Raw genomic sequence first — 24,681 nt, 5'->3', positions numbered from 1 at the left:
TTTTTGTTTCGCATGCCCGACCGACTTGTACCCGCCACGCTCGCCCTTCGCGACGACGGCACGCTCGTCTCGCCCGAGTTCGGCGAGCTCCATCGCAGTGCCTCGGGCACGCTCGCGCACCACGCGTTCGTCGCGGAAAACGGGCTGCCGGCGCGCTGGCGGCAGCGTCGCACGTTCACGATCGTCGCAACGGAATTCGGCGCGGGCGCCAGCTTCCTCGCGACCTGGGCCGCGTGGCGCGACGATCCCGTGCGCTGCGAGCGACTGCATTTCGTCGCGGTCGAACCGCATCCGTTCTCACGCGACGACCTGCGTCGCGCGGTTTCCCATATGGTTGCACACACAACCATATCGGCAGATGCCGATGCATTGATCGACGCATGGCCGATGCTCGTGCCGGGCCTGCACCGGCTCGAATTCGAAGAAGGGCGCGTGGTACTCACGCTCGCGTTCGGCGATGATGCGCTCGACCTGTTGAAGAAGCTCGTCGTGCGCGCCGATGCGTTCTATCTCGATGGCGCGACGTCATCGACCGACGTGATTCGCGCGCTCGCGAAGATGGCCGGCGACGATGCAACGTTTGTCGCGCGTGCACGTTCCGACGACATAAAGCACGCATTTGGTGAAACAGGTTTCACGTGTCGCGAAGTCGACGATCGTCTCGTCGGCGAATATGCGCCGCGCTGGCGTTCGCGCCGGCACGAACCGCCGCGCGCACTGCCTGTCGCGACGCGTCGCGCGATCGTGATCGGCGCGGGCCTGGCCGGTTGCGCGGTCGTCGAACGCCTGGCCGCGCGCGGCTGGGACGTCACGCTGATCGAGCGGCACGAACGGATCGCGAGCGAAGCATCCGGCAATCCCGCCGGCGTATTCCATCCGCTGATGACACGCGACGACAACGTCGCGAGCCGGCTCACGCGCAGCGGCTTCCTGCACGCGATCGCACGCTGGCATGCACTCGAACGCGCGGGGCATGCGTTCGCGCGCAGCACGCACGGGATGATTCATCTCGCCGAATCGGCCGACGACTTCGCGCGGATGCGTGATGCATTCGATGCGTTCGGCGCACCGTCCGACTATGTGACGCTGCTCGATACCGACGCCGCGCGTGCGCATCTGAACCTGCCGGTCGCGCATGGCGGCCTGCTGTTTCCGCACGGCGGCGCCGTCTGGCCGGCCGGGCTGTGTGCCGCGCAATACGCGGCGGCCGGCGAGCGCGTACGCCTGCTTGCCTCCACCGGCGTGGCGCGGCTCGAGCGGCGCGGCGATGCATGGCATGCACTCGACGATGCGGGCGGCACGCTGGCCGAAGCGCCCGTCGTCGTGCTCGCGAACGCGGGCGACGCCGCGCGTCTTGCCGGGTTGCAGCATGTCGCGCTGCAACCGGTACGCGGCCAGCTCACGCTGCTGCCGCCGGGCACCACTGCGCCGCTGCCATGCCCGACGATCGGCGACGGTTATGCAGTGCCGCTCGACGACGGCACGCTGCTGATCGGCGCCACATTCGAACCCGACGACGTCGATCCCGCGATGCGCACGGCCGGCCACGTCGAAAACCTCGATCGCGTTCGGCACCTGCTGCCGGGCCTGATCGGCGACCTGCCGGATCCGGCCACGCTGGGCGGCCGCGTTGCGTTCCGCTGGGTCGTCGGCGACCGCCTGCCGCTCTTCGGCCCGCTCGCCGACGAAGCCCAGGCCCTCGCGAACGCACGCGCGCTGGGCGGTGCGCAGGCGCGCGATTTGCCACGAACACCCGGCCTCTACGGCGCATTCGGCTTTGGCTCGCGCGGCCTCGTATGGGCCGCACTCGGCGCCGAACTGATCGCGTCGCAACTCGAAGGCGAGCCGTGGCCGCTCGAGCGCGAACTTGCCGACGCCGTCGATCCCGCACGCTTCCTGATCCGCGCCCTGCGCGCGCGCCGCGTCGGTTCCGCCGGCTGACCGGCACGCGAATCGCTCACAGTCTCCCGATTTTTTCGCGCAAGGTTATCCACGCCACGCTGTGGATAACCGCGCGGAATCCGCGCGCAGTTCGTGTGCAATCACAGTGGACGTAAACTGGGCAACTCGGCACAGCTGTGAAGCGGCCCGAAAGTTGCTCAACTCAAATGTCTGTGCACGAACAGCCTGTGCAACCGGTTATGGTTTCGCCAAGGCCTTGATCCGTCGGCGTAAACCGAAGTTATCCACAGAACTGTGCGCCCTTTGTTAACTTCTACTACGTATATATACAAGTAAACCTTTGAAACCAAAGACCTGCGGTGCCGCACAGGGCCGCGAGTCGATTCAATCGGTTCCAGAGCGAAAAAGCTGTGGCACAATCGGTTTCCTTCGCGATCGTTCGGCCAGGCGCCGGACATGCTTCAATGGAACGGTCGGCACGATTTCGAATCTGAATCTTCGAGACTGCGCAGTCCGTTCACACACCAGGCCGACAATCCAGATCGGCAACCTGTACGACGTTCCGCCCGATGGCGGAACAGGCGGATCCCATGTACCGCCGTCGTCGACCACAACAACCACATTCGGGGCGATTCCCAGCCGGCGCGCATCCATTTCTGACGCTTGACCCCGTGTCGCTGGCGGTTGCTTCCAAAGGAGAAGTCACCACGATGAAGTCGGCGTTCTCATTCCTGCCCAACTGGCCGCTTGCGCCAGATGCCGTGTTCTGGGCCGGGCTCGCGCTGTTCGCGGCCGGCCTGTGTGGCGAGCTGTGCTACCGCGCGTGGCGTCTGCCACGCATCACCGGTTACGCGGTGATCGGTCTCATTGCCGGTTCGTTCGGATTCGGCGTGATCGACGCCAGCACCGACGAAACGTCGCGGCTGCTGATGGATGTCGCGCTCGGCCTGCTGCTGTTCGAACTCGGCAGCCGCCTCGACCTGCGCTGGATCCGGCGTAATCCGTGGCTCGTCGCGTCGAGTCTCGCGGAAGCCACGCTGACGTTCGTGCTCGTGCTGTTCGTGATGCTCGCGCTCGGCGTGTCGGGGATGGTCGCGCTCGTGCTGTCGGCGATCGCGATCGCCACGTCGCCGTCGATGGTGATCCAGCTCAAGACCGAGCTGCGCGCGGAAGGGCAGGTGTCGCAACGTCTCATCACGCTCACCGCGCTCAACAGCGTGTACGCGATCGTGCTGACCAAGCTCGTGACGAGCTGGCTTCACCAGGAAGCGTACGGCAACGTTTTCGCGACGATCCTGCAACCGCTCTACCTGATCGCCGGTTCGTTCATCGTCGCGTATCTCGTCGCGCGTTCGTGCAACTACCTGTTCCGCCACATGACCGCGACGATGCGCGACGAGCATTCGTTCGTCGCGCTGTTCGGGCTCGTGATGCTCGCGATCGCGGTCGCACAGGCATTGAAGCTGTCGACGCTGCTCACGCTGCTGCTCGCCGGCATCATCGTGAAGAACCTCGAAGCGCGGCCGCAGCTGTGGCCCGAGCATTTCGGCACGGCCGGCTGGCTGCTGACGGTGGTCCTGTTCGTGCTGACGCTCACGTCGTTCACGTGGGGCGACATAGCGCTCGGCGGGCTGCTCGCGATCGTGCTGATCGTCACGCGGCTTGCCGCGAAGCTGGCCGGCGTCGTCGCGTTCGCGAAGCCGAGCGGCCTCGGGATGAAGCAGGGCATTGCGCTCGGCATCGCGCTGACACCGATGTCCGCGCTGTCGTACCTGCTCGTCGACGATACGTACCAGCTCTACCCGAATTTCGACCCGCACCTGCGCGCGATCGTGATGTGCTCGATCGTGATCCTGCAGCTCGTCAGCCCGTTCGTCGTCTACCGCTGCCTGTCGGCGGTCGGTGAACGCAGCGACAGCAACTGATTCCGGAACCTGCCATGGCACTCGAAACCTTCGTCAATTCCGAACCGTTCACGTTCGGCGTCGAACTGGAGATCCAGGTCGTCAACACGCACAACTACGACCTGACCAAGGCTGCATCCGACCTGATGCGCCTGATCCAGGGCGAGACCTTTCCGGGCAACATCACGCCGGAAATCACCGAGAGCATGATCGAGCTGTCGACCGGCATCTGCCATTCGCACGAGCAGGCCGTCAGCGAGCTGCATGCGATCCGCGACGTGCTCGTGAAGGCGGCAGACCAGCTCAACGTCGGGCTGGCCGGCGGCGGCACGCATGCGTTCCAGCAATGGAGCGACCGGCAGATCTACGATGCGCCGCGCTTCCAGTACATCTCCGAGTTGTACGGCTATCTCGCGAAGCAGTTCACCGTGTTCGGCCAGCACGTGCACATCGGCTGTCCCGATCCGGACAGCGCGCTGTTCCTGCTGCACTCGATGTCGCGCTTCATTCCGCACTTCATCGCGCTGTCCGCGTCGTCGCCGTTCGTGCAGAACGTCGACACGGGCTTCCATTCGGCACGCCTGAATTCGGTGTTCGCATTCCCGCTGTCGGGCCGGGCGCCGTTCGTGCTGACCTGGGACAGCTTCGAGGAGTACTTCACGAAGATGGTGAACACGGGTGTCGTCAATTCGATGAAGGACTTCTACTGGGACATCCGCCCGAAGCCCGGCTACGGCACGATCGAGGTGCGCGTGATGGATACGCCGCTGTCGGTCGACCGCGCGGCCGCGATCGCCTGCTACATCCAGACGCTCGCACGCTACCTGCTGACCGACCGGCCCCTGACGCTGTCGGAGGACGATTACCTCGTCTACACGTTCAACCGTTTCGAAGCGTGCCGCTTCGGGCTCGAGGGCACCTGCGTGAATCCTCAGACGGGTGAGCGCCGCACGATCGCGGAAGACATCCTCGACACGCTCGACCGGATCGCGCCGCATGCAACCGCGCTCGGGTCGCGCGCGGCGCTCGACGAGATCGGTGCGCTCGCGAAAGCGCGCGTGAACGACGCATCGTGGTTGAGAACCGTTTTCAAACAGGAAAAATCGCTGAACGAGACGGTCCGGCAGCAGTGCTTACGTTGGCGTGAGTGAAAAAATGTTTTGCAGATTGCAGGCTCGACCGCGTCGCGATTCACTGAACGCCGGTTGGCGCCATTTCAGGCAGAAATCGTTGCCAGGCGTCCTGAAAATCTGTGGATAACCCGATATTCCGCTGCAAAGTCAACGATCTGTGCGCGGGATAACCCGGTGGATCAAACCCACCGAATCGATGGCCGATCCGGACAGGAAAATGCTGGCGCGCCCCGTTCCGCGGGCGCGCGACATAACAGGCACAACGAAAAATTTCAGTTATCCAGCGATTTTCCACAGAATGCAGGGGATAACTTAGCTGTGCGATTTTCCGCTCTCGCTTAGAATGTCGGCTTTGCGGACACCGGAACGACGCGTGTCTCTCCGGTCGCCGCGAACGCGACCGCCGCGTGTGCCTCGCGACGGCCGTGCTGACGCACTCGAGAGAGCGCGTCTGTTTTGAGATAGACATTCGATCTCCACACTACGGCCGCTCGGCAACCCGGGCGGCGGCAAAGCGAAAAGACTATGAGCGAAGGCGTTTACGGGAACCAGGCTTCGGGACGTGTGACCCACAGCCTGCTGCGGTTGAGTACGGCCATGCGAAGCCAGGCATGGGATTGGGCGGAAGGCGCTGGCCTCACGCCGACGCAGGGCGAGATTCTCGTGCTGCTGCTGCAGCGCAAGGGCCCGATGCGGCTCGGCGAGATCGCGCGCGAGACTCAGCTCACCGCGGCAACCACGAGCGATGCGGTCAGCACGCTCGAGACGAAGGGGCTCGTCGAGAAGCGCCGTGCGCTGGACGACGGCCGTGCACTGGCCGTGCGTCTGTCGGCGCGTGGCCGGACCGCCGCGAAGAAGGCGCTGCAATGGCCTGAATTCCTGACGAAGGCGGTCGGCAAGCTCGGCGCGGACGAGCAGGGCGCGCTGTACCGCGCGCTGCTGAAGACGCTGCGCGAGCTGCAGGTGGCCGGTGCGACGCCGCCGCAACGCATGTGCGTGACGTGCGCCCACTTCCAGCCGGGCAAGCTGTCGAAGAAGACCGTGCATCACTGCGCGGCGCTCGACATCTCGATGTCGGACAGCGATCTGCGTCTCGACTGCTCGGTGCAGGAAGAGGCAGACGCGGCGACGCAGAAGAAGACCTGGAAGATTTTCGCCGGCTGACGTCCGTCGATCGACCGGGAGGCCGATGATGAACGCTGAAGTCGTGGCGATCCGCCATGTGCATTTCGAGGATCTCGGGAGCTTCGAGCAGGTGCTCGGCAAACGGGGGAGGCGGGTGCGCTATGTCGACGTCGGATCGTCGCGGGTCGAGGTGCTCGACGTGCTCGAGCCGTCGCTGTTCGTCGTGCTCGGCGGGCCGATCAGCGTGTACGACGATGCGCAGTATCCGACGATCGCGCCGCTTCTGACGCTCGTCCGGCAGCGCATCGACGCAGGGCTGCCGATCCTCGGCATTTGCCTCGGCGCGCAGTTCATCGCGCGGGCGCTCGGTGCACGCGTCTATCCGGCCGCGCAGCACGAACTCGGCTGGGCGCCGCTGGCGCTCACCGATGCAGGCCGCGCGTCGCCGCTGCGTCATCTCGATGGCGCGGCGACTTCGATGCTCCACTGGCACGGCGATACGTTCGACCTGCCGGGCGGCGCGATCCATCTCGCGTCGACGCCGGCGTGCCGCCACCAGGCGTTCGCTTGGGGGCAGCACGTGCTGGCGCTGCAATGCCATCCGGAAATCCGCACCGACCGCTTCGAACCCTGGCTGATCGCGAACGCTGGCGAAATCGCGGCGATGCCCGGTATCGATGCGCGCCAGTTGCGTGCCGATACCGCGCAGCACGGCCCCGTGCTAGAAACGGCCGCGCAACGCATGTTCGGGGAGTGGCTCGACAGCGTCGGGCTCTGACGCCGCGCGCGGCGCTGTTTGCCGCGAAGGTCCAGCCCGGCCTGCATCGATTGCAGGCCGGCGCCTCGCTGTACGCCGCGCATTTGACGCATCGCCGGCCTCTCTTCACTTGCCCTGCCTGACCATCCGCTTACTGCCGGTTGCGCCATCTGCAGGCTTTGGGGCTGCGTGCTACGCTCGTCCGCTCATTCCCTTTCCAGGCGAGCGGCTTCCATGACTGCGCTGTTTTCTCCATTCACGCTGCGCGGCGTGACCATTCCGAACCGGATCGTGATCTCCCCGATGTGCCAGTACTCGGCCGAACGCGGTGAAGCGACCGACTGGCACATGATTCACCTCGGCCATCTCGCGCTGTCGGGCGCGGGGCTGCTGTGCATCGAGGCGACGGCCGTGGAACCCGACGGGCGCATCACGCACGGCGACCTCGGCCTCTGGGACGACGTGACCGAAGCCGCGCTGAAGCCCGTGCTGGCCGCGATCCGCAAGCATTCGCCGATCCGCATCGCGATGCAGCTGTCGCATGCTGGGCGCAAGGCGTCGAGCGCCGTGCCGTGGGAGGGCGGCCAGCTGATATCGGTCGCCGACGGCGGCTGGCTGCCGCACGGGCCGTCGGCCGTGCCGCACAAGGACGGCGAGACGCCGCCGCTCGCGCTCGATGCCGCGGGCCTGAATCGCATTCGCGAAGCGTTCGCGGCGTCGGCGAAGCGTGCGGCACGGCTCGGCATCGACGCGCTCGAAGTACATGCGGCGCACGGCTATCTGCTGCACCAGTTCCTGTCGCCGCTCGCAAACCGGCGTACCGACGAATATGGCGGCTCGCGCGAGAACCGGATGCGTTTTCCGCTCGAGATCTTCGAGATCGTGCGCGCGGCGTTTCCGGAGGACCGGCCGGTTGGCGTGCGCGTGTCCGCGACCGACTGGGTCGAAGGCGGCTGGGAGCTCGACGATACGATCGCGTTCGCGCACGAGCTGAAGCGGCGCGGCTGCGACTGGATCGACGTGTCGTCCGGCGGCGTGTCGCCGCTGCAGAAGATTCCGCTGTCGCCCGGCTACCAGGTGCCGTTCGCGCAGGCCGTGAAACGCGCGGTTGGCATGCCGACGATGGCGGTCGGCCTGATCAACGAGCCCGAGCATGCGAACCGGCTGATCGAAGCCGGCGATGCCGACTTCATCGCGATGGCGCGCGCGATGCTGTACGACCCGCGCTGGCCGTGGCATGCGGCGGCCGAGCTCGGCGCGCAGGTGACGGCGCCGCCGCAATACTGGCGTTCGCAGCCGCGCGAGCACAAGGCGTTGTTCGGCGACATCGCATTCGGCCAGCGTTGAGCGTCCGGCGTGCAATATTGCGCGCGATGTTGAACGAAGCAATCGTGAACGTGTAGGATGCGGGTGATTCGCCGCATGCCCCGACGCGGCACCAACCGGTGCCGCGTTTTCGTTTGGCGCGACGCCAGGCCGCGATCGCGGCCGCTTCCATTCAAGTCGTCTTCACAAGGATTCGTTCGATGAGTTCACGCAGGATCGCGGTGCGCCGCTCGGGAGTACACGGCAAGGGCGTGTTCGCCGTGGCGCCGATCAAGGCCGGCGAGCGCGTAGTGGAATACAAGGGCGAGCGAATCTCGTGGAAGGAAGCGCTGCGTCGCCATCCGCACGACCCGAGCGAACCGAACCATACGTTCTACTTCGCACTGGACGAAGGCGGCGTGATCGACGGCAAGATCGACGGCAACAGCGCGCGCTGGATCAACCATTCGTGCGCGCCGAACTGCGAAGCCGAGGAAGTCAAAGGCCGCGTGTTCATCCATGCGCTGCGCGACATCGGGCCGGAAGAGGAGCTGTTCTACGACTACGGCCTCGTAATCGACGCAAAGCTGACGAAGACGCTCAAGCGCGAATACGCGTGCCATTGCGGTGCGGCGTCGTGCCGCGGCACGCTGCTCGCGACGTCGGACGAAGGCGGGAAGAAGAAAAAGAAGAAGGACAAGAAGGACGGCAAGTCCGAGTCCAGGTCGAAAGACAAGAAGAGCAAGAAGTAAGGCAGGCGGCGGCGCACCAAACGCCGCCGTTGTCGTTTTGGCGGACGGTGGCCGCGCCGTGATCGTCCTTCCTGCTTCCCGTATCCGGCGGGCGGCCCGGCCAACGGGCCGGCGGTTGCCGCCGCGAATCGTTCAGCTCACGCTCAGTGCGTCGATGCGGCAGCAGGCGTTTCGCTGGTCGGCTTCTCCGTCTGCAAGGCGAGCGGCACGCGCACCACGAAGCGCGAACCACCTTCCGACGCGTCCTGGTACGACACGGTGCCGCCGTGCATCGCGATGATGTCGTGCACGATCGCCAGGCCAAGCCCGGCACCCGTTTCGACGCCGTTGCCGCTTTGCGCGTCGCCGCGGAAGAAGCGCTTGAACAGGTCGGCCTGCTGGTTCGCGGGCACGCCGGGGCCGTTGTCTTCCACGACGATCTCGGCAGCCGGCTGGCCATCCTCGAGCGCGCCGCGCGCGACATTCACCGTGATCCGCGCACCGTCCGGCCGCGCGAGCGGCACGTATTTCAGCGCATTGTCGAGCAGGTTCGCGATCACCTCGCGCAGCAGCACGGGGTTGCCGCGCACGGTCAGCTTTTCGTCGTCGTCCGCGCCGTCGGTGCGCTGGAAGCCGAGATCGACATGCGACGCGAGCGCGCGCGGCACCCATTCGGCACCGGTCTCGAACGCCATCGCCGCGAGGTCGACGTCGACGAAGCGGGCGGCCTGTTCGCCGGGTTCCGCACGGGCGAGCGACAGCAACTGGTTGGACAGCCGCACCGCACGGTCGGCGGCCGCGCGCAACTCGCGCACCGCGGCGAAGGTCTGGTGCGGGTCACGCGCGACGGCGGCCTGCTCGGCATGCAGCTTCACGGCCGTGAGCGGCGTGCGCAGTTGGTGCGCGGCATCGGCGATGAACTTGCGCTGCGCGTCGAGCGCGGTCTTCAGGCGGCCGAGCAGGGCGTTCATCGCGCTCGTCAGCGGCCGGATTTCCAGCGGCACCTCGGTTTCGTCGACCGGTTCCAGCGACGTGTGGGTCTGCCGGTTCAGCGAATCGGCCAGATGCGTGAGCGGGCCGAGCTGCTGGTTCACGACGCGCCACACGATGCCCCAGCCCGCGAGCAGCAGCAGCAGCAGCGGCATCATGATCGCGACGAGGAATTCGGCCGCGATCCGGTAGCGGTGCCGCACCGGCTGCGCGACTTCGACGACCATCGGCTTGCCGCCCTCGACGTCGTCGACGCGCACCTGCGCGACGCGCACCGCGCGGTTGTCGTACTCGGCCTCGAACACGTATGCGTGATGCATGCGGCGCACGTTGATGCCCTGCAGCGGCAGCTTCGGATCGCCGGCAAGTTCCTGCTCGCCGTCGCTGATCCGGTAGATCAGCGCTTCGGCGGGATCGGAGAACATCGCCTGCGCGAGCGGCGGCACCGTGAACGGCGCGTCGGGGCCGGCGATCTGGATCTGTTTGGAGATGGCGGTGGCGAGATCCGCGAGCGAGCGGTCGATCACGTGCTGCGTGTATTGCCACGCGAGCCAGTAGGCGATCAGGCCGCTCATCAGCGCGAGCATCGACAGCGGGGCGGCGAGGCGCCGGAGCAGCGAGCGGCGCAGGCTGGTGGTCACAGCCGGATCAGGAGACATTTCGACGGGCAAATGGATAAGCGCCGCTCACGGGGAGCGGCGCGGTCGTGCGCCGGGCGGCGACGCGGAGCAGGGCGCACACGCCGGCGGCACGCGGCCGGCCGGCGCGCGGCGCCGCTCAGACGCTCGCCGTCTGGCGGATTTCCTGCAGCAGGTAGCCGAAGCCGCGCACCGTGACGATTTCGACACGGCACTGCTCGAGTTTCTTGCGCACGCGGTGCACGTAGACTTCGATCGCGGTGTCGCCGAGATCGCCGCCGAAGTGCGTAAGGTGATCCTGCAGCTGGGCCTTGCTGACGACGCGGCCGTGACGCAGCAGCAGCATCTCGAGCACCGCGAATTCGCGCGGCGACAGCTCAAGCGGCTTGTCGTCGTTGAAGATGCGGCGATCGACGCCCGACAGGCGGACGCCGCCGAGCGACACTTCCGGGCGCGGCATGTCGCTGTGCGGGCCGCTGCGGCGCATCACCGCACGGATGCGCGCTTCGAGCTCGGCCGGCTCGAACGGCTTGAGCATGTAGTCGTCGGCGCCCGAGTTCAGGCCCTGGATCCGGTCGTTCAGCTCGTCGCGTGCGGTCAGCACGATGACGGGCGTGTGGCGGTTGGTCTGGCGGAAACGCGTGAGCAGCGTCATCCCGTCGATGCCCGGCAGGCCGAGGTCGAGGATCACGAGTTCGTGGCGGTTTTGTGCCAGCGCCTGTTCGGCAAAAATGCCGTCATGCACCATGTCGACGGTGAAGCCAGCCTGCTCGAGGCTGCTCTGGATACCGCGTGCGATGGGGCGGTCGTCTTCGATCAGAAGGAGTCGCATGAAGTTCGCTCAAGTACAATGGGTTGGCGGTTCAGGCACGCGGACAGCACGAGGCCGTTTCCACAGGGGCGCCGCATCGCGTGACATCAAGCATGGCGGCCAGCGAACGATTAAATCCAATCATGTCCGATATTTCGATCAACGACCTTGAAGCCGCGATCAATTTCTGGCGCGCCCGCTCGCCGTCGAGCGGCGACGAACTCAAACTCTGCGAAGAGGCCAGCGCGCTCTCCAAGCCGTATGCGCTGCTGATTGTACAGCGCGAAAGCGCGCTGCAACTGGAAGGTTTGGACCCCAAGGCACGGAAAGCATACGAGACTTACGTGCGCCTTAAGGATGGCTTGGAAAGCTGAAGGCTTTCGCTGACTACATCCTAGAAAACGTTCATCGAAATGAAAAGTTGACGCGCCGCGCATCGAAAGACGCGCGGCGGTAGAGGAAAGCCTCAGGCGGCCGGTTTTGCGTGCGCGCCGGCACGATCGATGAACAGGGCCAGTTCGATATCGCGTTCGGTCAGGCCGTCGGCGTCGTGGGTCGACAGCGTGACGTCGACGCGGTTGTACACGTTGAACCATTCCGGATGGTGGTTCATTTCCTGCGCCTTGATCGCGACGCGCGTCATGAAGCCGAAGGCTTCGTTGAAATCGGCGAAGCGCAGGCTGCGCTGGATCGCGTCGCGGCCCGGCACGGCCGTCCAGAGCGGCAGGCCCTCGAGCCGTGTCTTGCGTTCTTCTGATGTGAGCTTGTGAATCATCTTGCACCTCTCGTTCGGTAGCGGCGCTCGCGCACGGCTGCGCCGCGCGGCGAAGCCGGCACCGGTCATTGTTTCATAGTTGCGGGAAGGGTGACGGGCGCCGGCCCCGGCGCCCTGAAGCGTCACGCGTCGGCGTCGTCGGGCCAGCCTTCGCCCGTGCCGCGGTGCAGCACGCGATCGGTATCGAGCACCGCGCCGGCCGCGAACTCGGGCAGGGCCGCGAGCCGGTCGGCCAGCGCGCGGCCGTCGACGTCGGCGAGCGCGAACAGTTGCGCGAAATCGTCGATCACGAAGTAGGTCTTCTGGAACGTGTCGATCCGGTACTTCGTGCGCATCACGCGCTCGAGGTCGAAACCGAGCCGGTTCGGCGCCGCGCTTTCGAGGCTGTACAGGCTTTCGCCCTTGCTCGACACGATTCCGGCGCCGTAGATCGACAGCCCGTTCGTGCCGCGCGGGTCGCGGATCAGCCCGAATTCCACCGTATACCAGTAGAGCCGCGCGAGCCGCGCCAGCGTCGCTTCGTCGTCGGCGACCGCGAGCGCGGTGCGGCCGTACGCCTGCATGTAGTCGGCGAACACCGGGTCGATCAGCAGCGGCACGTGGCCGAACAGGTCGTGGAAGCAGTCGGGTTCCTGCAGGTAGTCGAGCTGGTCGGGGCGCCGCATCCACCAGGTGACCGGGAAGCGCCGGTTCGCGAGGTGCTCGAAGAACACACGATCGGGCACGAGGCCGGGCACCGCGACGATCTCCCAGCCGGTCGCGGGCTTCAGCTGGCGGTTCACGTCGGCGAACGACGGCACGCGGTCGGCCGGCAGATCGATCTTGCCCAGCCCCGCGACGAATGCGTCGCACGCGCGACCGCGCAGCAGCGCCGACTGGCGCGCATAGAGCTGCTTCCACACCGCGTGGTCGACCTGGCCGTAGCGCTGCAACGGCTGGTCGATGGTGAAATCCGCGCGGGTTTCGAGGCCCGCGTCGAACTGCTCCTGCAGTTTCGCGGTGACGACGGTGGACATGATCAGGCTCTGCATGCTGTGGTGGGTAACCATGCAAGTGTAGAGCGGGCCGTGCGCGGAATGGGCGCATAGTTGGCGTTGATTTGCAGGTTGATGCGATAATCGCGCATCAAATCATGAATCAATGCGGAGAATGCTCATGCTGGAACTCGATCACTTCGATCTCGCGCTGCTGGACGTGCTGCAGCGCTTCGGTCGCGCGACGCATCAGCAGCTCGGCGAGGAGGTGCCGCTGTCGCCGTCGCAGATCGGCCGGCGGCTGCAGCGGCTCGAGGCGGCCGGCGTGATCGAAGGCTATCGCGTGATGTTGCGGCCCGAAAAGCTCGGGCTCGGCGTGACCGCGTTCACGAGCCTGAAGCTCAAGCACCACGGCGATTCGATCATCGAGCAGTTCCAGCAGCAGATCGACGTGCTGCCCGAAGTGCTCGAATGCCACGCGGTGGTGGGCGATGCCGACTACCTGCTGCGGATCGTCGCGCCCGACCTGAACGCGCTGTCGCAGTTCGTGATGAAGAAACTGATGCGCGTGCCGGGCGTCGACAGCGTGCGCTCGAACATCGTGCTGACGACCTTCAAGCGCAACGGCGCGCTGCCGCTCGCGCACCTGGCACCCGGCGCCGCTTGAAGCAGCGATGAGGCGGCGGCAGGGCTGAAGGCGGCCGTGCTGCACCGCCCGTCGTGGGGACGGATCAGGCCGGTTCGTGCTGCGTGTCGGCGTTCAGCAGGTCGACGTATGCAACCGCGACGAGATCGTCCTGCGCCACGCCGAGCTTCGCGAACACGTCGTGCGCTTCGGCTTCGCCGCCGGCTTCATCGTCGTCCGGGCCGAGCACGACTTCCAGTTCGATGAAATCGCCGAGACCGTCCACGCGGTCGAGGTGGATGCGCGTGCGGCCCGCGAGGTACACGTGCCGTTCCTTCGTCACGATTCCGCGCGTGGTCAGCGCGGTCGCGAGCAGCGAATGCATCGCGTCGGGGTTCGTCACGGGGCTGCGCGTGTAGTACGACGCCTTCGGGCCGTCGCGGTCGTCGCGCTGATAGAAGATCAGTTCGGCCGGCGTGCCGTCCTCGAAGCGGCGCAGCTTCAGCCGGCCGCGCGGCACGTCATAGAAGAAATCCTGCTGGCGGTAGAACAGCGGCGCTTCGGTCGCGAGCTTGGCAGCCTGCTCGCGCAGCCGGTCGAATTCACGGGCGCGGGCTTTGATCTCGATGTTGCGGGCCATGCGGGTCTCCTTCAATCGGGGTCTCGCGGTGTGCGAACGCACAATCTAGCAAAAACGCGGAGTCGCTGGCGTGACGGTCGGTGTGGCGCGATGACGCGTCCGCGCGCGGACGCCGCTTCATCAGCGCCGCTCATATCGCCCACTGGGCCTCGATCAGCCGCAGCGCGGCCGCGATCGCCGGTTCGTCGCGCCGCTCGGCGAGCGTCACGAACGTCAGCTCGGTCGGCACCGTCACGCGCTCGACGATCGTCAGTGCGTGCGCATGCGCTTCGGCCAGCGCGGTCGAGTCGCGCGCGAGCGTCAATCCGATCCCCGATTTGACGAGATCGAGCATCGACTGCTCCTGGTCGACCTCGGCGACCTTCACCGGTTGCGCGCCGGCATCCGCGAAGCGCCGCGACAGCAGCCGGTGGTGCGCGGACGCCGGCGGCGTCCAGATCCACGGCAGCGTGGCGAGCGCGCGCCAGTCGTGCGCTCGCTGCACGCGCTCCTTCCAGCCGGCCGGCGCGAGTACGCGGTACTGGAAATGCGTGAGCGTGACGGTGTGGAACAGTGCGCCGTCGAGCGAATCGTCCTCGCCCGGCCGGCCGATGTAGTAGCCGACGTCGAGCGCGCGTGCGCGCACCTGTTCGATCACCCAGCCCGACATCCCGTGCCGCAGCGCCGTCTCGATCTGCGGATGGGTTTCGACCAGCGCGCGCAGGAAGCCGCCGAGCCGCAGGAAGCCCGGATCGAGGATCGTGCCGATTCGCAGCCGGCCGCGCACCTCATGCCGCAGCGCAGCAGCGGCGCGCTGCACGTCGGCGGCCGCGGCGAGCGCGCGTTCCGCGTGCGGCAGCAGCGTCTGGCCGTCGCGCGTGAGCGCGAGCCCGCGCGACGTGCGCGTGAACAGCGTGACGCCGAGCGTCTCCTGCAGATGCTTGATCTGCAGGCTGACGGCCGGCTGCGTCAGGTGCAGTTGCGCGGCGGCGCGCGTCAGGTTGCCTTCGCGCGCGACCGTCGCGAACGCGCGGAGCAGGGTGAGATCCATCGTCGTGATATGAGCGCAGCTTATAACGCAGTTCAGCATAACTCATTGGATCGGCGGCCGGCGGCGGGAGTACGCTTCCTCGGGTTGCAGCGCACGGCCGCCAGCGCGGCCCGCGACGCACTATGCTGAAAATGCGCGCGGCACCGCGCCGCGCGCCGCACAACAAGGAAGAAGGGGACACGCCGTGAGTACTCCACGCACGCTCGAAGGCGAATTCGATTACGTGATCGTCGGCGCGGGCACCGCGGGCTGCGTGCTCGCGAACCGCCTGACCGAGGATCCCGACATCCACGTCCTGCTGCTCGAGGCAGGCGGCAAGGACGACTATCACTGGATCCATATCCCGGTCGGCTATCTGTATTGCATCGGCAACCCACGCACCGACTGGCTGTACAAGACGCAACCCGAAGCGGCGCTCAACGGCCGTGCGCTGTCGTATCCGCGCGGCCGCGTGCTCGGCGGCTGCTCGTCGATCAACGGAATGATCTACATGCGCGGCCAGTGCGAGGATTACGACAGCTGGGCGGAGGCCACCGGCGACGCCGGCTGGTCGTGGGACAGCGTGCTGCCGATCTTCAAGCGCAGCGAGGACCACCACGCGGGCGCGAGCGATGCGCACGGCGCGGGCGGCTACTGGCGCGTCGAGAAGCAGCGGCTGCGCTGGGAAATCCTCGAATCGTTCGCGCAGGCCGCGCAGCAGACGGGCATCCCCGCCACCGACGATTTCAACCGCGGCGACAATACCGGGGTCGGCTATTTCGAGGTGAACCAGAAGCGCGGCGTCCGCTGGAATACGTCGAAGGCATTCCTGCGTCCCGCAATGGCCAGGCCGAACCTGACCGTGATCACCGGCGCTCAGGCGCAGCGCGTGATCTTCGAGGGGCGGCGCGCGGTCGGCGTCGAGTATCGCGGCGGCGGCACCGATTACGTCGCGCGGGCGCGCTCGGAAGTGCTGCTGACGTCCGGCGCGGTGAATTCGCCGCAACTGCTCGAACTGTCGGGGATCGGCGACGGCCGTCGGCTGCAGGCGCTCGGCATCGACGTCGTGCAGGATTTGCCGGGCGTCGGCGAAAACCTGCAGGATCACCTGCAGTTGCGGATGGCGTTTCGCGTCGAGGGCGTGCGCACGCTCAATACGCTGTCCGCGCACTGGTGGGGCAAGCTGATGATCGGCGCCGAATATGCGTTGCTGCAGCGCGGGCCGATGTCGATGGCGCCGTCGCAGCTCGGCGCGTTCGCTAAATCCGATCCGGATGATCCTGCGCTCACGCGCCCCGATCTCGAATACCACGTTCAACCGCTGTCGCTCGAACGCTTCGGTGAGCCGCTGCACAGCTTCAACGCATTTACGGCGTCGGTCTGCCATCTGCGGCCGACATCGCGCGGCAGCGTGCATGTCACGAGCGCCGATCCGGGCATCGCGCCGGCGATCGCGCCGAACTATCTGTCGACCGACCACGATCGGCATGTCGCCGCGAACGCGCTGCGCCTGACCCGCCGGATCGCATCCGCGCCGGCGCTCGCGCGCTATCGTCCCGCGGAAATCCTGCCGGGCACGCAATACCGGAGCGAAGCCGAGCTGATCGAGGCGGCCGGCGCGGTCGGCACGACGATCTTCCATCCGGTCGGAACCTGCCGGATGGGGCGTGCCGACGATGCGCGCGCGGTGGTCGACAGCCGGCTGCGCGTGCGCGGCATCGCCGGGCTGCGAATTGTCGATGCGTCGGTGATGCCGTTCATCACCTCGGGCAACACCAATTCGCCGACGCTGATGATTGCCGAGCGCGCGAGCGACATGATCCGCGCCGATCGCCGTGCGGCGCGCGATGCGACGACGGTGCGAACCGAGCCGGCGGTGACAGCCGCGTGACGGCGCGCTGACACGCGCGACAGCAGGCCGTCATGAAAGCGCCCGCTGATTCGCTATGCGAAACAAGCTGCCGTTGCGTTTGTTCGAACGGCACGTGCCTTGCCAGCCGCGCAGTCGCGCGGCTTTTTTCATCGTAGGCGTGCCGTGCATGTCGGAAGGTCAACGCGCGATGATGCACGTGTCAAAAAAGCATGGCGAAAAATCGCGCACAGCCGCATGCGACAGGGCGGCCAGCCCTATAAGTGCAAATCCCGATGATTGCACTGCACCAACGGCGCGACAATGTTGCGCAATGTGCATACGCGTCGGCGCGGGAGACCAACCCTCGAGGCGTACCACGGCGCCCGGGGGCAGCCCGCTGATCCGCTGACCTGTTCGCGGCCGCTTGCGCCAGGCATCCCGGTGCTTCGCCTGACTTCGTACGGAAGGGAACATGATTCTCGGCGACACGATTCTGGAAACACGCGGACTGACAAAAGAATTCAGGGGCTTCACCGCCGTGAACGGCGTCAACCTGCGTGTGCGTCGCGGCGCGATCCACGCACTGATCGGGCCGAACGGCGCGGGCAAGACCACCTGCTTCAACCTCCTCACCAAGTTCCTGACGCCGACGGCCGGCCAGATCGTCTTCAACGGCATCGACATCACCAACGAGCGGCCCGCGCAGGTTGCGCGGCGCGGCATCATCCGCTCGTTCCAGATCTCGGCCGTGTTCCCGCACCTGAGCGCGCTGCAGAACGTGCGCATCGGCCTGCAGCGTGCGCTCGGCACCGAATTCCATTTCTGGCGCAGCGAAAGCACGCTGAAACGGCTCGACGATCGCGCGATGGATCTGCTCACGCAGGTCGGTCTCACCGATTTCGCGCACGTGCCGACCGTCGAGCTCGCGTACGGCCGCAAGCGCGCGCTCGAGATCGCGACGACGCTCGCGATGGAACCCGAACTCATGCTGCTCGACGAGCCCACGCAGGGGATGGGCCACGAGGACGTCGACCGCGTGACCGCGCTGATCAAGAAGGTCGCGAACGGCCGCACGATCCTGATGGTGGAGCACAACATGAACGTGATCGCGGGCATCTCCGACACGATCACCGTCCTGCAACGCGGCGAGGTGCTGGCCGAAGGCTCGTATGCGGAGGTATCGAAGAATCCGCTCGTCATCGAGGCCTACATGGGCAGTGCCGACGCGGCGCTCGCGGGGGCGCACGCATGAAGCACAGCGAACGGGAGGAACGCGAATTGAGCGGCGTCGAGAGCGGTACGCCCGCGCTGGAGATCACGGGCCTGGAGGCCTGGTACGGGGAATCCCACATATTGCACGGTGTCGACCTGACGGTGCATCGCGGCGAGGTCGTCACGCTGCTCGGCCGCAACGGCGCGGGCCGCACGACGACGCTACGCGCGATCATGGGCCTTACGGGCCGCCGCAGCGGGTCGATCAAGGTCGCGGGCAACGAGACGATCGGCCTCGCGACGCACCGCATCGCGCATTTCGGCATCGGTTACTGCCCGGAGGAGCGCGGGATCTTCTCGAGCCTGTCGTGCGAGGAGAACCTGATGCTGCCGCCGCTGATCGGGCCGCGCGAGCACGCGATGTCGCTCGACGAGATCTACGCGATGTTTCCGAACCTCGCGTCGCGCCGGCAGAGCCAGGGCACGCGCCTGTCCGGCGGCGAACAGCAGATGCTCGCGGTCGCGCGGATCTTGCGCACCGGTGCGAACCTGCTGCTGCTCGACGAGATTTCCGAAGGCCTCGCACCGGTGATCGTGCAAGCGCTCGCACGGATGATCGTCGCGCTGAAGGCGCGCGGCTACACGATCGTGATGGTCGAACAGAATTTCCGCTTCGCCGCGCCGCTTGCCGACCGTTTCTACGTGATGGAGCACGGCAACATCGTCGAGCATTTCCAGGCGGCCGAACTGGAAAGCAAGATGCCGACCCTGCACGACCTGCTCGGGGTGTGACGCCGCCCCGTTTCCCTTGCCGCTAGCCGTGGCGGCCCTCGAATAACCACAACGCATCAGAACAACAGGAGACGTCAATGAAAATGAAGACCCTCGCACAGGCCTGTCTCGCGCTCGCGACCGCCGCGTTCACCGCCGGCGCCGCACACGCGGCGGATACCGTGAAGATCGGCTTCATCACCGACATGTCGGGGCTTTACGCGGATATCGACGGGCAGGGCGGCCTCGAAGCGATCCGCATGGCGGTCGCCGACTTCGGCGGCAAGGTGCTCGGCAAGCCGATCGAAGTCGTCTACGCCGACCACCAGAACAAGGCCGACATCGCCGCGTCGAAGGCGCGCGAATGGATGGACCGCGGCGGGCTCGACCTGCTGGTCGGCGGCACGAACTCGGCCACCGCGCTGTCGATGAACCAGGTCGCGGGCGAGAAGAAGAAGGTCTACATCAACATCGGCGCGGGCGCCGACACGCTGACCAACGAGCAGTGCACGCCGTACACGGTCCACTACGCGTACGACACGATGGCGCTCGCGAAGGGCACCGGTTCGGCGGTGGTGAAGCAGGGCGGCAAGTCGTGGTTCTTCCTGACGGCCGACTACGCGTTTGGCAAGGCGCTCGAGAAGAACACGTCGGATGTCGTGAAGGCGAACGGCGGCCAGGTGCTCGGCACCGTGCGTCACCCGCTTTCCGCATCGGATTTCTCGTCGTTCCTGCTGCAGGCGCAGGCGTCGAAGGCGCAGATCCTCGGCCTCGCGAACGCGGGCGGCGACACGATCAACTCGATCAAGGCCGCGAAGGAGTTCGGCATCACGAAGACGATGAAGCTCGCCGCGCTGCTGATGTTCATCGACGACGTGCACAGCCTCGGCCTCGAGACGACGCAGGGCCTCGTGCTGACCGACAGCTGGTACTGGAATCGCGACGCGGCGTCGCGCCAGTGGGCGCAGCGCTACTTCGGCAAGATGAAGAAGATGCCGTCGAGCCTGCAGGCGGCCGACTATTCGTCGGTGACGACCTACCTGAAGGCAGTCCAGGCCGCCGGCACGACCGACTCCGACAAGGTGATGGCCGAGCTGAAGAAGATCAAGATCAACGACTTCTACGCGAAGGGTTACATCCGCACGGACGGCAGCATGATCCACGACATGTACCTGATGGAAGTGAAGAAGCCGTCGGAATCGAAGGAGCCGTGGGACTACTACAAGGTGCTCGCGACGATTCCGGGCGAACAGGCGTTCGGGACCAAGCAGGAAACGCGCTGCGCGTTGTGGAAGTAAGCAGGGCGTAGCGGCGTGCACGGGCACGCCGCTCGGCGGCGGCCGCAGCGATGTGCCCGTTGCGCCGCCCGCGTGCATGACGCAGAAAGGTTGCGCACGCAACGAAACTCATTCTGACGGCTAAGTCGATGGAAATCTTTGGCATTCCGTTGCCGGCGATGCTGAGCCAGTTGCTGCTCGGGCTCGTCAACGGCTCGTTCTACGCGATCCTGAGCCTCGGGCTCGCGGTGATCTTCGGGCTGCTCAACGTGATCAACTTCGCGCACGGCGCGCTGTTCATGCTGGGTGCGATGCTTGCGTGGATGGGCCTGTCGTACTTCGGGCTGCCGTACTGGGCGATGCTCGTGCTCGCGCCGCTGGTGGTCGGCGCGTTCGGGATCGCGATCGAACGCTCGATGCTGCGCTGGCTGTACAAGCTCGATCACCTGTACGGGCTGTTGCTCACGTTCGGCCTCACGCTGGTGGTCGAAGGCGTGTTCCGGTCGATCTACGGATCGTCGGGCCAGCCGTACGACGTGCCGTCCCAGCTGTCCGGCGCCACCAACCTCGGCTTCATGTTCCTGCCGAACTATCGCGCGTGGGTCGTCGTCGCGTCGCTCGCGGTGTGTCTCGCGACGTGGTTCGTGATCGAGAAGACGCGTCTCGGTGCGTATCTGCGCGCGGGAACCGAGAACCCGAAGCTCGTCGAGGCGTTCGGCGTGAACGTGCCGATGATGATCACGCTCACCTACGGCTTCGGCGTCGCGCTCGCCGCATTCGCGGGCGTGCTGGCCGCGCCGGTGATCCAGGTGTCGCCGCTGATGGGGCAGCCGATGATCATCACCGTGTTCGCGGTGGTCGTGATCGGCGGGATGGGCTCGATCCTCGGCTCGATCGTCACGGGCCTGCTGCTCGGCGTGATCGAGGGCTTCACGCGCGTGTTCTATCCCGAAGCGTCGGCCACGGTCGTGTTCGTGATCATGGCGATCGTGCTGCTGTTCCGCCCGGCGGGCCTCTTCGGCAAGGAAAAATGATGCAGAGAAAAGCGCTCTACGGCCTGCTGCTCGCCGCACTGCTCGCCGCGCCGTTCATCGGCGCGTACCCGGTGTTCGTGATGAAGGTGCTCGCGTTCGCGCTGTTCGCGGCCGCGTTCAACCTGCTGATCGGCTATACGGGGTTGCTGTCGTTCGGCCATGCGATGTTCCTGGCGACAGCCGGCTACGCGACCGGCTATTCGATGCAGACGCTCGGTTTCACGCCGGAACTCGGCGTGCTGACCGGCACCGTTGCCGCGACGCTGCTCGGGCTCGTCGTCGGGCTGTTCGCGATTCGCCGGCAGGGCATCTACTTCGCGATGATCACGCTCGCGTTCGCGCAGATGGTCTACTTCATCTACCTGCAGGCGCCGTTCACGCACGGCGAGGACGGCCTGCAGGGCGTGCCGCGTGGCCACCTGTTCGGGCTGCTCGACCTGTCGAACGACGTCGCGCTGTATTACGTCGTGCTCGCGGTGGTCGTCGCCGCCTGCGCGTTCATCGTGCGGGTCGTCCATTCGCCGTTCGGCCAGGTGCTCGTCGCCATCAAGGAGAACGAAGCGCGCGCGATCTCGCTCGGCTACGACACCGACCGATTCAAGCTGCTCGCGTTCATCCTGTCGGCAGGGCTCGCAGGGCTGGCCGGCTCGCTGAAGGTGCTCGTGCTCGGCTTCGAGACGCTGTCGGACGCGTACTGGACGATGTCGGGCCTCGTCGTGCTGATGACGCTGGTCGGCGGGATGGGCACGCTGTTCGGGCCGCTGCTGGGTGCGGCGCTGATCGTCGCGCTGGAAGACCGGCTCGGCGATATCGGCGAATGGCTCGCGTCGACGACGGGCGTCGCGTGGTTCCACTCGCTTGGCGAATCGGCGACGATCGTCACGGGGCTGATCTTCATCGCGTGCGTGCTTGCGTTCCGGCGCGGCATCGTCGGCGAGATGGTCGCGCGGATCAAGCCGCTCAGGGCGTCCTGAACGCGTGCGGCGCGCGTCACCGGGGCGTTGATGCGAAGCACCATCCGGCCCGCTCCGGAAGGGCGTTGCAGCGGGCTCGGGCCGGCGCCGCGCGGCCCGCTGATGCCCCATTTTCGTGCGGCAATGCACCATAGGGGTAAATGCTAAGTTGCCGCGGTGCTTAAGCCTCTTTAAGATTCACCCTAGTTCTGATGCACCGCGAAACGAATTTGCAGGTGGAGAACGAGGAGACAATCGAGGCACAAAGTGCCCGGACCCCAAAGCGCTGTTGGACGGAATCCAACAGCGCTTTTTCATTTGCGTGCACGGATTTCCCCCGATGGTGCATCGGCCTGCGCGATCATCCTGTCGCGCGCCTGCATTCGCACCGCCTCTCTTCCGCGCTTCGCGTCGTCCCCCCGTTTTTCCCGTTTCCGTTATTCGTTCGCAGACAGCACGCCATTGCGCACACGCTGTCCGGGCTTACCCGGTTGGCGTGCGCGAAACGCGTCCGTTACACTCAGCTTTCGCCGACCGAGCGGTCGGGAAAACGGTCGGCAGTTCTCCTACAAGCAGAATGCAGAAGAGGGAGTACGGTTGGATGAGCAGCGCAGGACGATGGTTCGGGGCAGGAGGGGCGGTTGGCGCCGCTCGTTCGTCGCGGGGTATGGGACAGCTCTTCGCGGCTATCCCGAGCCGTTCTGCGGCCTGTATGCGCGTTGCGACGCCATCGCGGGTCGTTGCGCTCGCATCCGTATCCGCATCCTCATGACCTGCCGGTTTTCCGACGTTTCGCCGTTCGCCGGCCCGGCCCCGTCGGGCCGGATCGGCGTGCCTTCCCGCTATCGTTGCACCCGCATCGATCTCCCGCACGATCCTGCATTTCTTCGCCTTCTTCATCCTGACGACATTGCTGTTGCGCATCGTGACGGTCGAATGACCGTTTCGGCCGGCATGGGGCGCATGGGTGCGGCGTTTCACGGGAAAACGAGCATGGGCGCGGCCGAGCGAGATATTTAAGATATTAAATTGTTTGGGGACCGGGAGCCGCCCGAGCACCCGTGGCTTTTTCGAGCAGCGTTTGGAGACAACGTAAATGAAGATGAATCGATGGATGGAGGCCGTGCTTGCCGCGGGCCTCGTGTGCGCGGCGGCAACGGCGTCGGCGCAGGTGAAGATCGGCGTGACGCTGTCGGCCACCGGGCCGGCCGCATCGCTCGGGATTCCGGAAAAGAACACGATCGCGCTGCTGCCGAAGGAAATCGCGGGCAAGAGCGTGCAGTACATCGTGCTGGATGACGCCTCCGATACGAGCCGCGCGGTGCAGAACGTGCGCAAGCTGATCGACGAGGATCACGTCGACGCGATCATCGGTTCGTCGGTCACGCCGAACTCGCTCGCGATGCTCGATCCCGTGTCGCAGGGCAAGACGCCGACGATTTCGCTCGCGGCGAGTGCGCAGATCATTGCGCCGATGGACGCGAAGCGTGCGTGGATGTTCAAGGTGCCGCAGAACGACCAGCTGATGGCCGACGCGATCGCCGGCTACATGGCGAAGCACGGCGTGAAGACGGTCGGCTTCATCGGCTTCGCCGATGCGTACGGCGACAGCTGGTACAACACGTTCAATGCGGCGGCCGCGAAGAACGGCCTGAAGGTCGTGTCGAACGAGCGCTTCAACCGCACCGACGCGTCGGTGATGGGGCAGGTGCTGAAGCTGATGGGATCGAACCCGGATGCGGTGCTGATCGCCGGCTCGGGCACGCCGGCGGCGCTGCCGGCGAAGACGCTGAAGGAGCGCGGCTACAAGGGTAAGGTGTACCAGACGCACGGCGTTGCGAACAACGACTTCCTGCGTGTGTGCGGCAAGGATTGCGAAGGCGAGATCCTGCCGGCCGGCCCGGTGCTCGTGACCGACCAGCTGCCCGATTCGAATCCGGTGAAGAAGCCGGCGCTCGGCTACAAGGCCGCGTATGAGAAGGCCTACGGCGCGGGCTCGCTGGCGACGTTCGGCGGCCATGCATGGGATGCGGGGCTGCTGCTGCAGCGTGCGATTCCGGAAGCGCTGAAGAAGGGCCAGCCGGGCACCGAGGCATTCCGCGAAGCGCTGCGCGCGTCGCTCGAAAACGTGAAAGACCTGCCCGTGTCGCACGGCGTGATCAACATGACGGCGACCGATCACAACGGCTTCGACACGCGCGCGCGCGTGATGGTGCAGATCGTCGACGGCAAGTGGAAGCTGCAGGCCGAGTAAGCATCACGT

At 66.1% G+C, this 24,681-nt stretch carries 23 protein-coding genes; 17 read left to right on the top strand and 6 right to left on the bottom strand.

From position 1 onward, the window contains the following. Nucleotides 1-12: 12 nt before the first annotated feature. The 7 genes from mnmC to U5809_RS29430 all read left to right on the top strand — a co-directional run bounded on the left by mnmC (nucleotide 13) and on the right by U5809_RS29430 (nucleotide 8,878). The gene (gene mnmC, locus U5809_RS29460) at nucleotides 13-1,941 is read left to right on the top strand and encodes a bifunctional tRNA (5-methylaminomethyl-2-thiouridine)(34)-methyltransferase MnmD/FAD-dependent 5-carboxymethylaminomethyl-2-thiouridine(34) oxidoreductase MnmC (RefSeq protein WP_322089081.1); all 1,929 of its coding nucleotides are present in this window, start codon (nucleotides 13-15) and stop codon (nucleotides 1,939-1,941) included. Between the two features lie 671 nt (nucleotides 1,942-2,612). Beyond that, entirely contained in the window at nucleotides 2,613-3,827 is a 1,215-nt protein-coding gene (locus U5809_RS29455) for a cation:proton antiporter (RefSeq protein WP_176049151.1), read from the top strand. A gap of 14 nt (nucleotides 3,828-3,841) precedes the next feature. Beyond that, entirely contained in the window at nucleotides 3,842-4,957 is a 1,116-nt protein-coding gene (locus U5809_RS29450; RefSeq protein WP_322089080.1) for a YbdK family carboxylate-amine ligase, read from the top strand. A gap of 507 nt (nucleotides 4,958-5,464) precedes the next feature. Further along, entirely contained in the window at nucleotides 5,465-6,103 is a 639-nt protein-coding gene (locus U5809_RS29445) for a MarR family winged helix-turn-helix transcriptional regulator (RefSeq protein WP_043184842.1), read from the top strand. A gap of 28 nt (nucleotides 6,104-6,131) precedes the next feature. Beyond that, nucleotides 6,132-6,842: a glutamine amidotransferase gene (locus U5809_RS29440; protein ID WP_322089079.1), complete on the top strand. Its 711-nt coding sequence runs from the start codon at nucleotides 6,132-6,134 to the stop codon at nucleotides 6,840-6,842. 213 nt (nucleotides 6,843-7,055) lie between these two features. Next, the gene (locus U5809_RS29435; protein WP_322089078.1) at nucleotides 7,056-8,168 is read left to right on the top strand and encodes an NADH:flavin oxidoreductase/NADH oxidase; all 1,113 of its coding nucleotides are present in this window, start codon (nucleotides 7,056-7,058) and stop codon (nucleotides 8,166-8,168) included. Between the two features lie 179 nt (nucleotides 8,169-8,347). Further along, complete coding sequence (locus U5809_RS29430) at nucleotides 8,348-8,878, top strand: SET domain-containing protein (protein WP_282506291.1); 531 nt, start codon at nucleotides 8,348-8,350, stop codon at nucleotides 8,876-8,878. Between the two features lie 143 nt (nucleotides 8,879-9,021). Here U5809_RS29430 and U5809_RS29425 read toward each other — a convergent pair whose 3' ends face one another. Continuing rightward, nucleotides 9,022-10,506, bottom strand: coding sequence for a sensor histidine kinase (locus tag U5809_RS29425; RefSeq protein ID WP_322089077.1), 1,485 nt, complete (start codon nucleotides 10,504-10,506; stop codon nucleotides 9,022-9,024). Nucleotides 10,507-10,624: 118 nt separating this feature from the next. Then, a complete protein-coding gene (locus tag U5809_RS29420; protein WP_006401494.1) occupies nucleotides 10,625-11,317 on the bottom strand; it encodes a response regulator transcription factor in 693 nt (230 codons plus the stop codon). A 122-nt stretch (nucleotides 11,318-11,439) separates the two neighbouring features. On the opposite strand from U5809_RS29420, the gene U5809_RS29415 reads away from it, so the two are divergent. Further along, complete coding sequence (locus U5809_RS29415) at nucleotides 11,440-11,670, top strand: DUF3717 domain-containing protein (protein ID WP_034183818.1); 231 nt, start codon at nucleotides 11,440-11,442, stop codon at nucleotides 11,668-11,670. A gap of 92 nt (nucleotides 11,671-11,762) precedes the next feature. Here U5809_RS29415 and U5809_RS29410 read toward each other — a convergent pair whose 3' ends face one another. Then, complete coding sequence (locus U5809_RS29410) at nucleotides 11,763-12,140, bottom strand: 4a-hydroxytetrahydrobiopterin dehydratase (protein WP_322089076.1); 378 nt, start codon at nucleotides 12,138-12,140, stop codon at nucleotides 11,763-11,765. 53 nt (nucleotides 12,141-12,193) lie between these two features. Next, nucleotides 12,194-13,087 carry a phenylalanine 4-monooxygenase gene (phhA, locus tag U5809_RS29405; RefSeq protein ID WP_322089075.1) on the bottom strand — a complete coding sequence of 298 codons (894 nt, stop codon included), beginning with the start codon at nucleotides 13,085-13,087 and terminating at the stop codon, nucleotides 12,194-12,196. A 139-nt stretch (nucleotides 13,088-13,226) separates the two neighbouring features. Between phhA and U5809_RS29400 the strand changes: the two genes are divergently transcribed. After that, the gene (locus tag U5809_RS29400; RefSeq protein WP_006408082.1) at nucleotides 13,227-13,712 is read left to right on the top strand and encodes an Lrp/AsnC family transcriptional regulator; all 486 of its coding nucleotides are present in this window, start codon (nucleotides 13,227-13,229) and stop codon (nucleotides 13,710-13,712) included. 64 nt (nucleotides 13,713-13,776) lie between these two features. Here the strand turns inward: U5809_RS29400 and U5809_RS29395 are convergent, their stop codons facing one another. Next, on the bottom strand, nucleotides 13,777-14,310 hold the full coding sequence (locus U5809_RS29395) for a class IV adenylate cyclase (RefSeq protein WP_176049141.1): 534 nt from the start codon (nucleotides 14,308-14,310) through the stop codon (nucleotides 13,777-13,779). A gap of 130 nt (nucleotides 14,311-14,440) precedes the next feature. Then, the gene (locus U5809_RS29390; protein ID WP_322089074.1) at nucleotides 14,441-15,340 is read right to left on the bottom strand and encodes a LysR family transcriptional regulator; all 900 of its coding nucleotides are present in this window, start codon (nucleotides 15,338-15,340) and stop codon (nucleotides 14,441-14,443) included. Between the two features lie 184 nt (nucleotides 15,341-15,524). Here U5809_RS29390 and U5809_RS29385 point away from each other — a divergent pair, with 184 nt between their 5' ends. The 8 genes from U5809_RS29385 to U5809_RS29350 all read left to right on the top strand — a co-directional run bounded on the left by U5809_RS29385 (nucleotide 15,525) and on the right by U5809_RS29350 (nucleotide 24,672). Beyond that, entirely contained in the window at nucleotides 15,525-17,210 is a 1,686-nt protein-coding gene (locus U5809_RS29385; protein ID WP_322089073.1) for a GMC family oxidoreductase, read from the top strand. A 433-nt stretch (nucleotides 17,211-17,643) separates the two neighbouring features. Continuing rightward, nucleotides 17,644-18,423 (top strand): ABC transporter ATP-binding protein, encoded by a 780-nt coding sequence (locus U5809_RS29380; protein ID WP_282506296.1) that lies wholly within the window; start codon nucleotides 17,644-17,646, stop codon nucleotides 18,421-18,423. Continuing rightward, nucleotides 18,420-19,175 carry an ABC transporter ATP-binding protein gene (locus U5809_RS29375; protein ID WP_309286939.1) on the top strand — a complete coding sequence of 252 codons (756 nt, stop codon included), beginning with the start codon at nucleotides 18,420-18,422 and terminating at the stop codon, nucleotides 19,173-19,175. Before U5809_RS29380 ends, U5809_RS29375 begins: the two co-directional genes overlap by 4 nt. Nucleotides 19,176-19,252: 77 nt before the next feature. Continuing rightward, entirely contained in the window at nucleotides 19,253-20,452 is a 1,200-nt protein-coding gene (locus tag U5809_RS29370; RefSeq protein WP_176049133.1) for an ABC transporter substrate-binding protein, read from the top strand. Nucleotides 20,453-20,580: 128 nt separating this feature from the next. Continuing rightward, on the top strand, nucleotides 20,581-21,465 hold the full coding sequence (locus U5809_RS29365; protein WP_034188182.1) for a branched-chain amino acid ABC transporter permease: 885 nt from the start codon (nucleotides 20,581-20,583) through the stop codon (nucleotides 21,463-21,465). Next, on the top strand, nucleotides 21,465-22,439 hold the full coding sequence (locus U5809_RS29360) for a branched-chain amino acid ABC transporter permease (protein ID WP_322089072.1): 975 nt from the start codon (nucleotides 21,465-21,467) through the stop codon (nucleotides 22,437-22,439). The genes U5809_RS29365 and U5809_RS29360 overlap by 1 nt, the downstream gene beginning before the upstream one ends. Nucleotides 22,440-23,015: 576 nt before the next feature. After that, on the top strand, nucleotides 23,016-23,438 hold the full coding sequence (locus U5809_RS29355; protein WP_322089071.1) for a hypothetical protein: 423 nt from the start codon (nucleotides 23,016-23,018) through the stop codon (nucleotides 23,436-23,438). Nucleotides 23,439-23,514: 76 nt separating this feature from the next. Then, entirely contained in the window at nucleotides 23,515-24,672 is a 1,158-nt protein-coding gene (locus U5809_RS29350; protein ID WP_282506297.1) for an ABC transporter substrate-binding protein, read from the top strand. Nucleotides 24,673-24,681 lie beyond the last annotated feature (9 nt).

This window comes from Burkholderia sp. BCC1999 (genome assembly GCF_905339975.1).
In the GTDB taxonomy this organism is placed as follows: domain Bacteria; phylum Pseudomonadota; class Gammaproteobacteria; order Burkholderiales; family Burkholderiaceae; genus Burkholderia.
Note: the sequence above shows the minus strand (reverse complement) of the source record. Positions and strands in the feature narration are given on the sequence as shown.

What these genes read in the sequence shown, in the direction of transcription:
- U5809_RS29400 (WP_006408082.1), top strand. Translation starts at nt 13,227, where the DNA reads ATGCTGGAACTCGATCACTTCGATCTCGCGCTGCTGGACGTGCTGCAG.
- U5809_RS29370 (WP_176049133.1), top strand. Translation starts at nt 19,253, where the DNA reads ATGAAAATGAAGACCCTCGCACAGGCCTGTCTCGCGCTCGCGACCGCC.
- U5809_RS29390 (WP_322089074.1), bottom strand. Translation starts at nt 15,340, where the DNA reads ATGGATCTCACCCTGCTCCGCGCGTTCGCGACGGTCGCGCGCGAAGGC.
- U5809_RS29395 (WP_176049141.1), bottom strand. Translation starts at nt 14,310, where the DNA reads ATGGCCCGCAACATCGAGATCAAAGCCCGCGCCCGTGAATTCGACCGG.
- U5809_RS29440 (WP_322089079.1), top strand. Translation starts at nt 6,132, where the DNA reads ATGAACGCTGAAGTCGTGGCGATCCGCCATGTGCATTTCGAGGATCTC.
- mnmC (WP_322089081.1), top strand. Translation starts at nt 13, where the DNA reads ATGCCCGACCGACTTGTACCCGCCACGCTCGCCCTTCGCGACGACGGC.
- U5809_RS29425 (WP_322089077.1), bottom strand. Translation starts at nt 10,506, where the DNA reads ATGTCTCCTGATCCGGCTGTGACCACCAGCCTGCGCCGCTCGCTGCTC.
- U5809_RS29380 (WP_282506296.1), top strand. Translation starts at nt 17,644, where the DNA reads ATGATTCTCGGCGACACGATTCTGGAAACACGCGGACTGACAAAAGAA.
- U5809_RS29450 (WP_322089080.1), top strand. Translation starts at nt 3,842, where the DNA reads ATGGCACTCGAAACCTTCGTCAATTCCGAACCGTTCACGTTCGGCGTC.
- U5809_RS29430 (WP_282506291.1), top strand. Translation starts at nt 8,348, where the DNA reads ATGAGTTCACGCAGGATCGCGGTGCGCCGCTCGGGAGTACACGGCAAG.
- U5809_RS29445 (WP_043184842.1), top strand. Translation starts at nt 5,465, where the DNA reads ATGAGCGAAGGCGTTTACGGGAACCAGGCTTCGGGACGTGTGACCCAC.
- U5809_RS29415 (WP_034183818.1), top strand. Translation starts at nt 11,440, where the DNA reads ATGTCCGATATTTCGATCAACGACCTTGAAGCCGCGATCAATTTCTGG.
- U5809_RS29455 (WP_176049151.1), top strand. Translation starts at nt 2,613, where the DNA reads ATGAAGTCGGCGTTCTCATTCCTGCCCAACTGGCCGCTTGCGCCAGAT.
- U5809_RS29350 (WP_282506297.1), top strand. Translation starts at nt 23,515, where the DNA reads ATGAAGATGAATCGATGGATGGAGGCCGTGCTTGCCGCGGGCCTCGTG.
- U5809_RS29435 (WP_322089078.1), top strand. Translation starts at nt 7,056, where the DNA reads ATGACTGCGCTGTTTTCTCCATTCACGCTGCGCGGCGTGACCATTCCG.
- U5809_RS29365 (WP_034188182.1), top strand. Translation starts at nt 20,581, where the DNA reads ATGGAAATCTTTGGCATTCCGTTGCCGGCGATGCTGAGCCAGTTGCTG.
- phhA (WP_322089075.1), bottom strand. Translation starts at nt 13,087, where the DNA reads ATGTCCACCGTCGTCACCGCGAAACTGCAGGAGCAGTTCGACGCGGGC.
- U5809_RS29420 (WP_006401494.1), bottom strand. Translation starts at nt 11,317, where the DNA reads ATGCGACTCCTTCTGATCGAAGACGACCGCCCCATCGCACGCGGTATC.
- U5809_RS29360 (WP_322089072.1), top strand. Translation starts at nt 21,465, where the DNA reads ATGCAGAGAAAAGCGCTCTACGGCCTGCTGCTCGCCGCACTGCTCGCC.
- U5809_RS29410 (WP_322089076.1), bottom strand. Translation starts at nt 12,140, where the DNA reads ATGACCGGTGCCGGCTTCGCCGCGCGGCGCAGCCGTGCGCGAGCGCCG.
- U5809_RS29375 (WP_309286939.1), top strand. Translation starts at nt 18,420, where the DNA reads ATGAAGCACAGCGAACGGGAGGAACGCGAATTGAGCGGCGTCGAGAGC.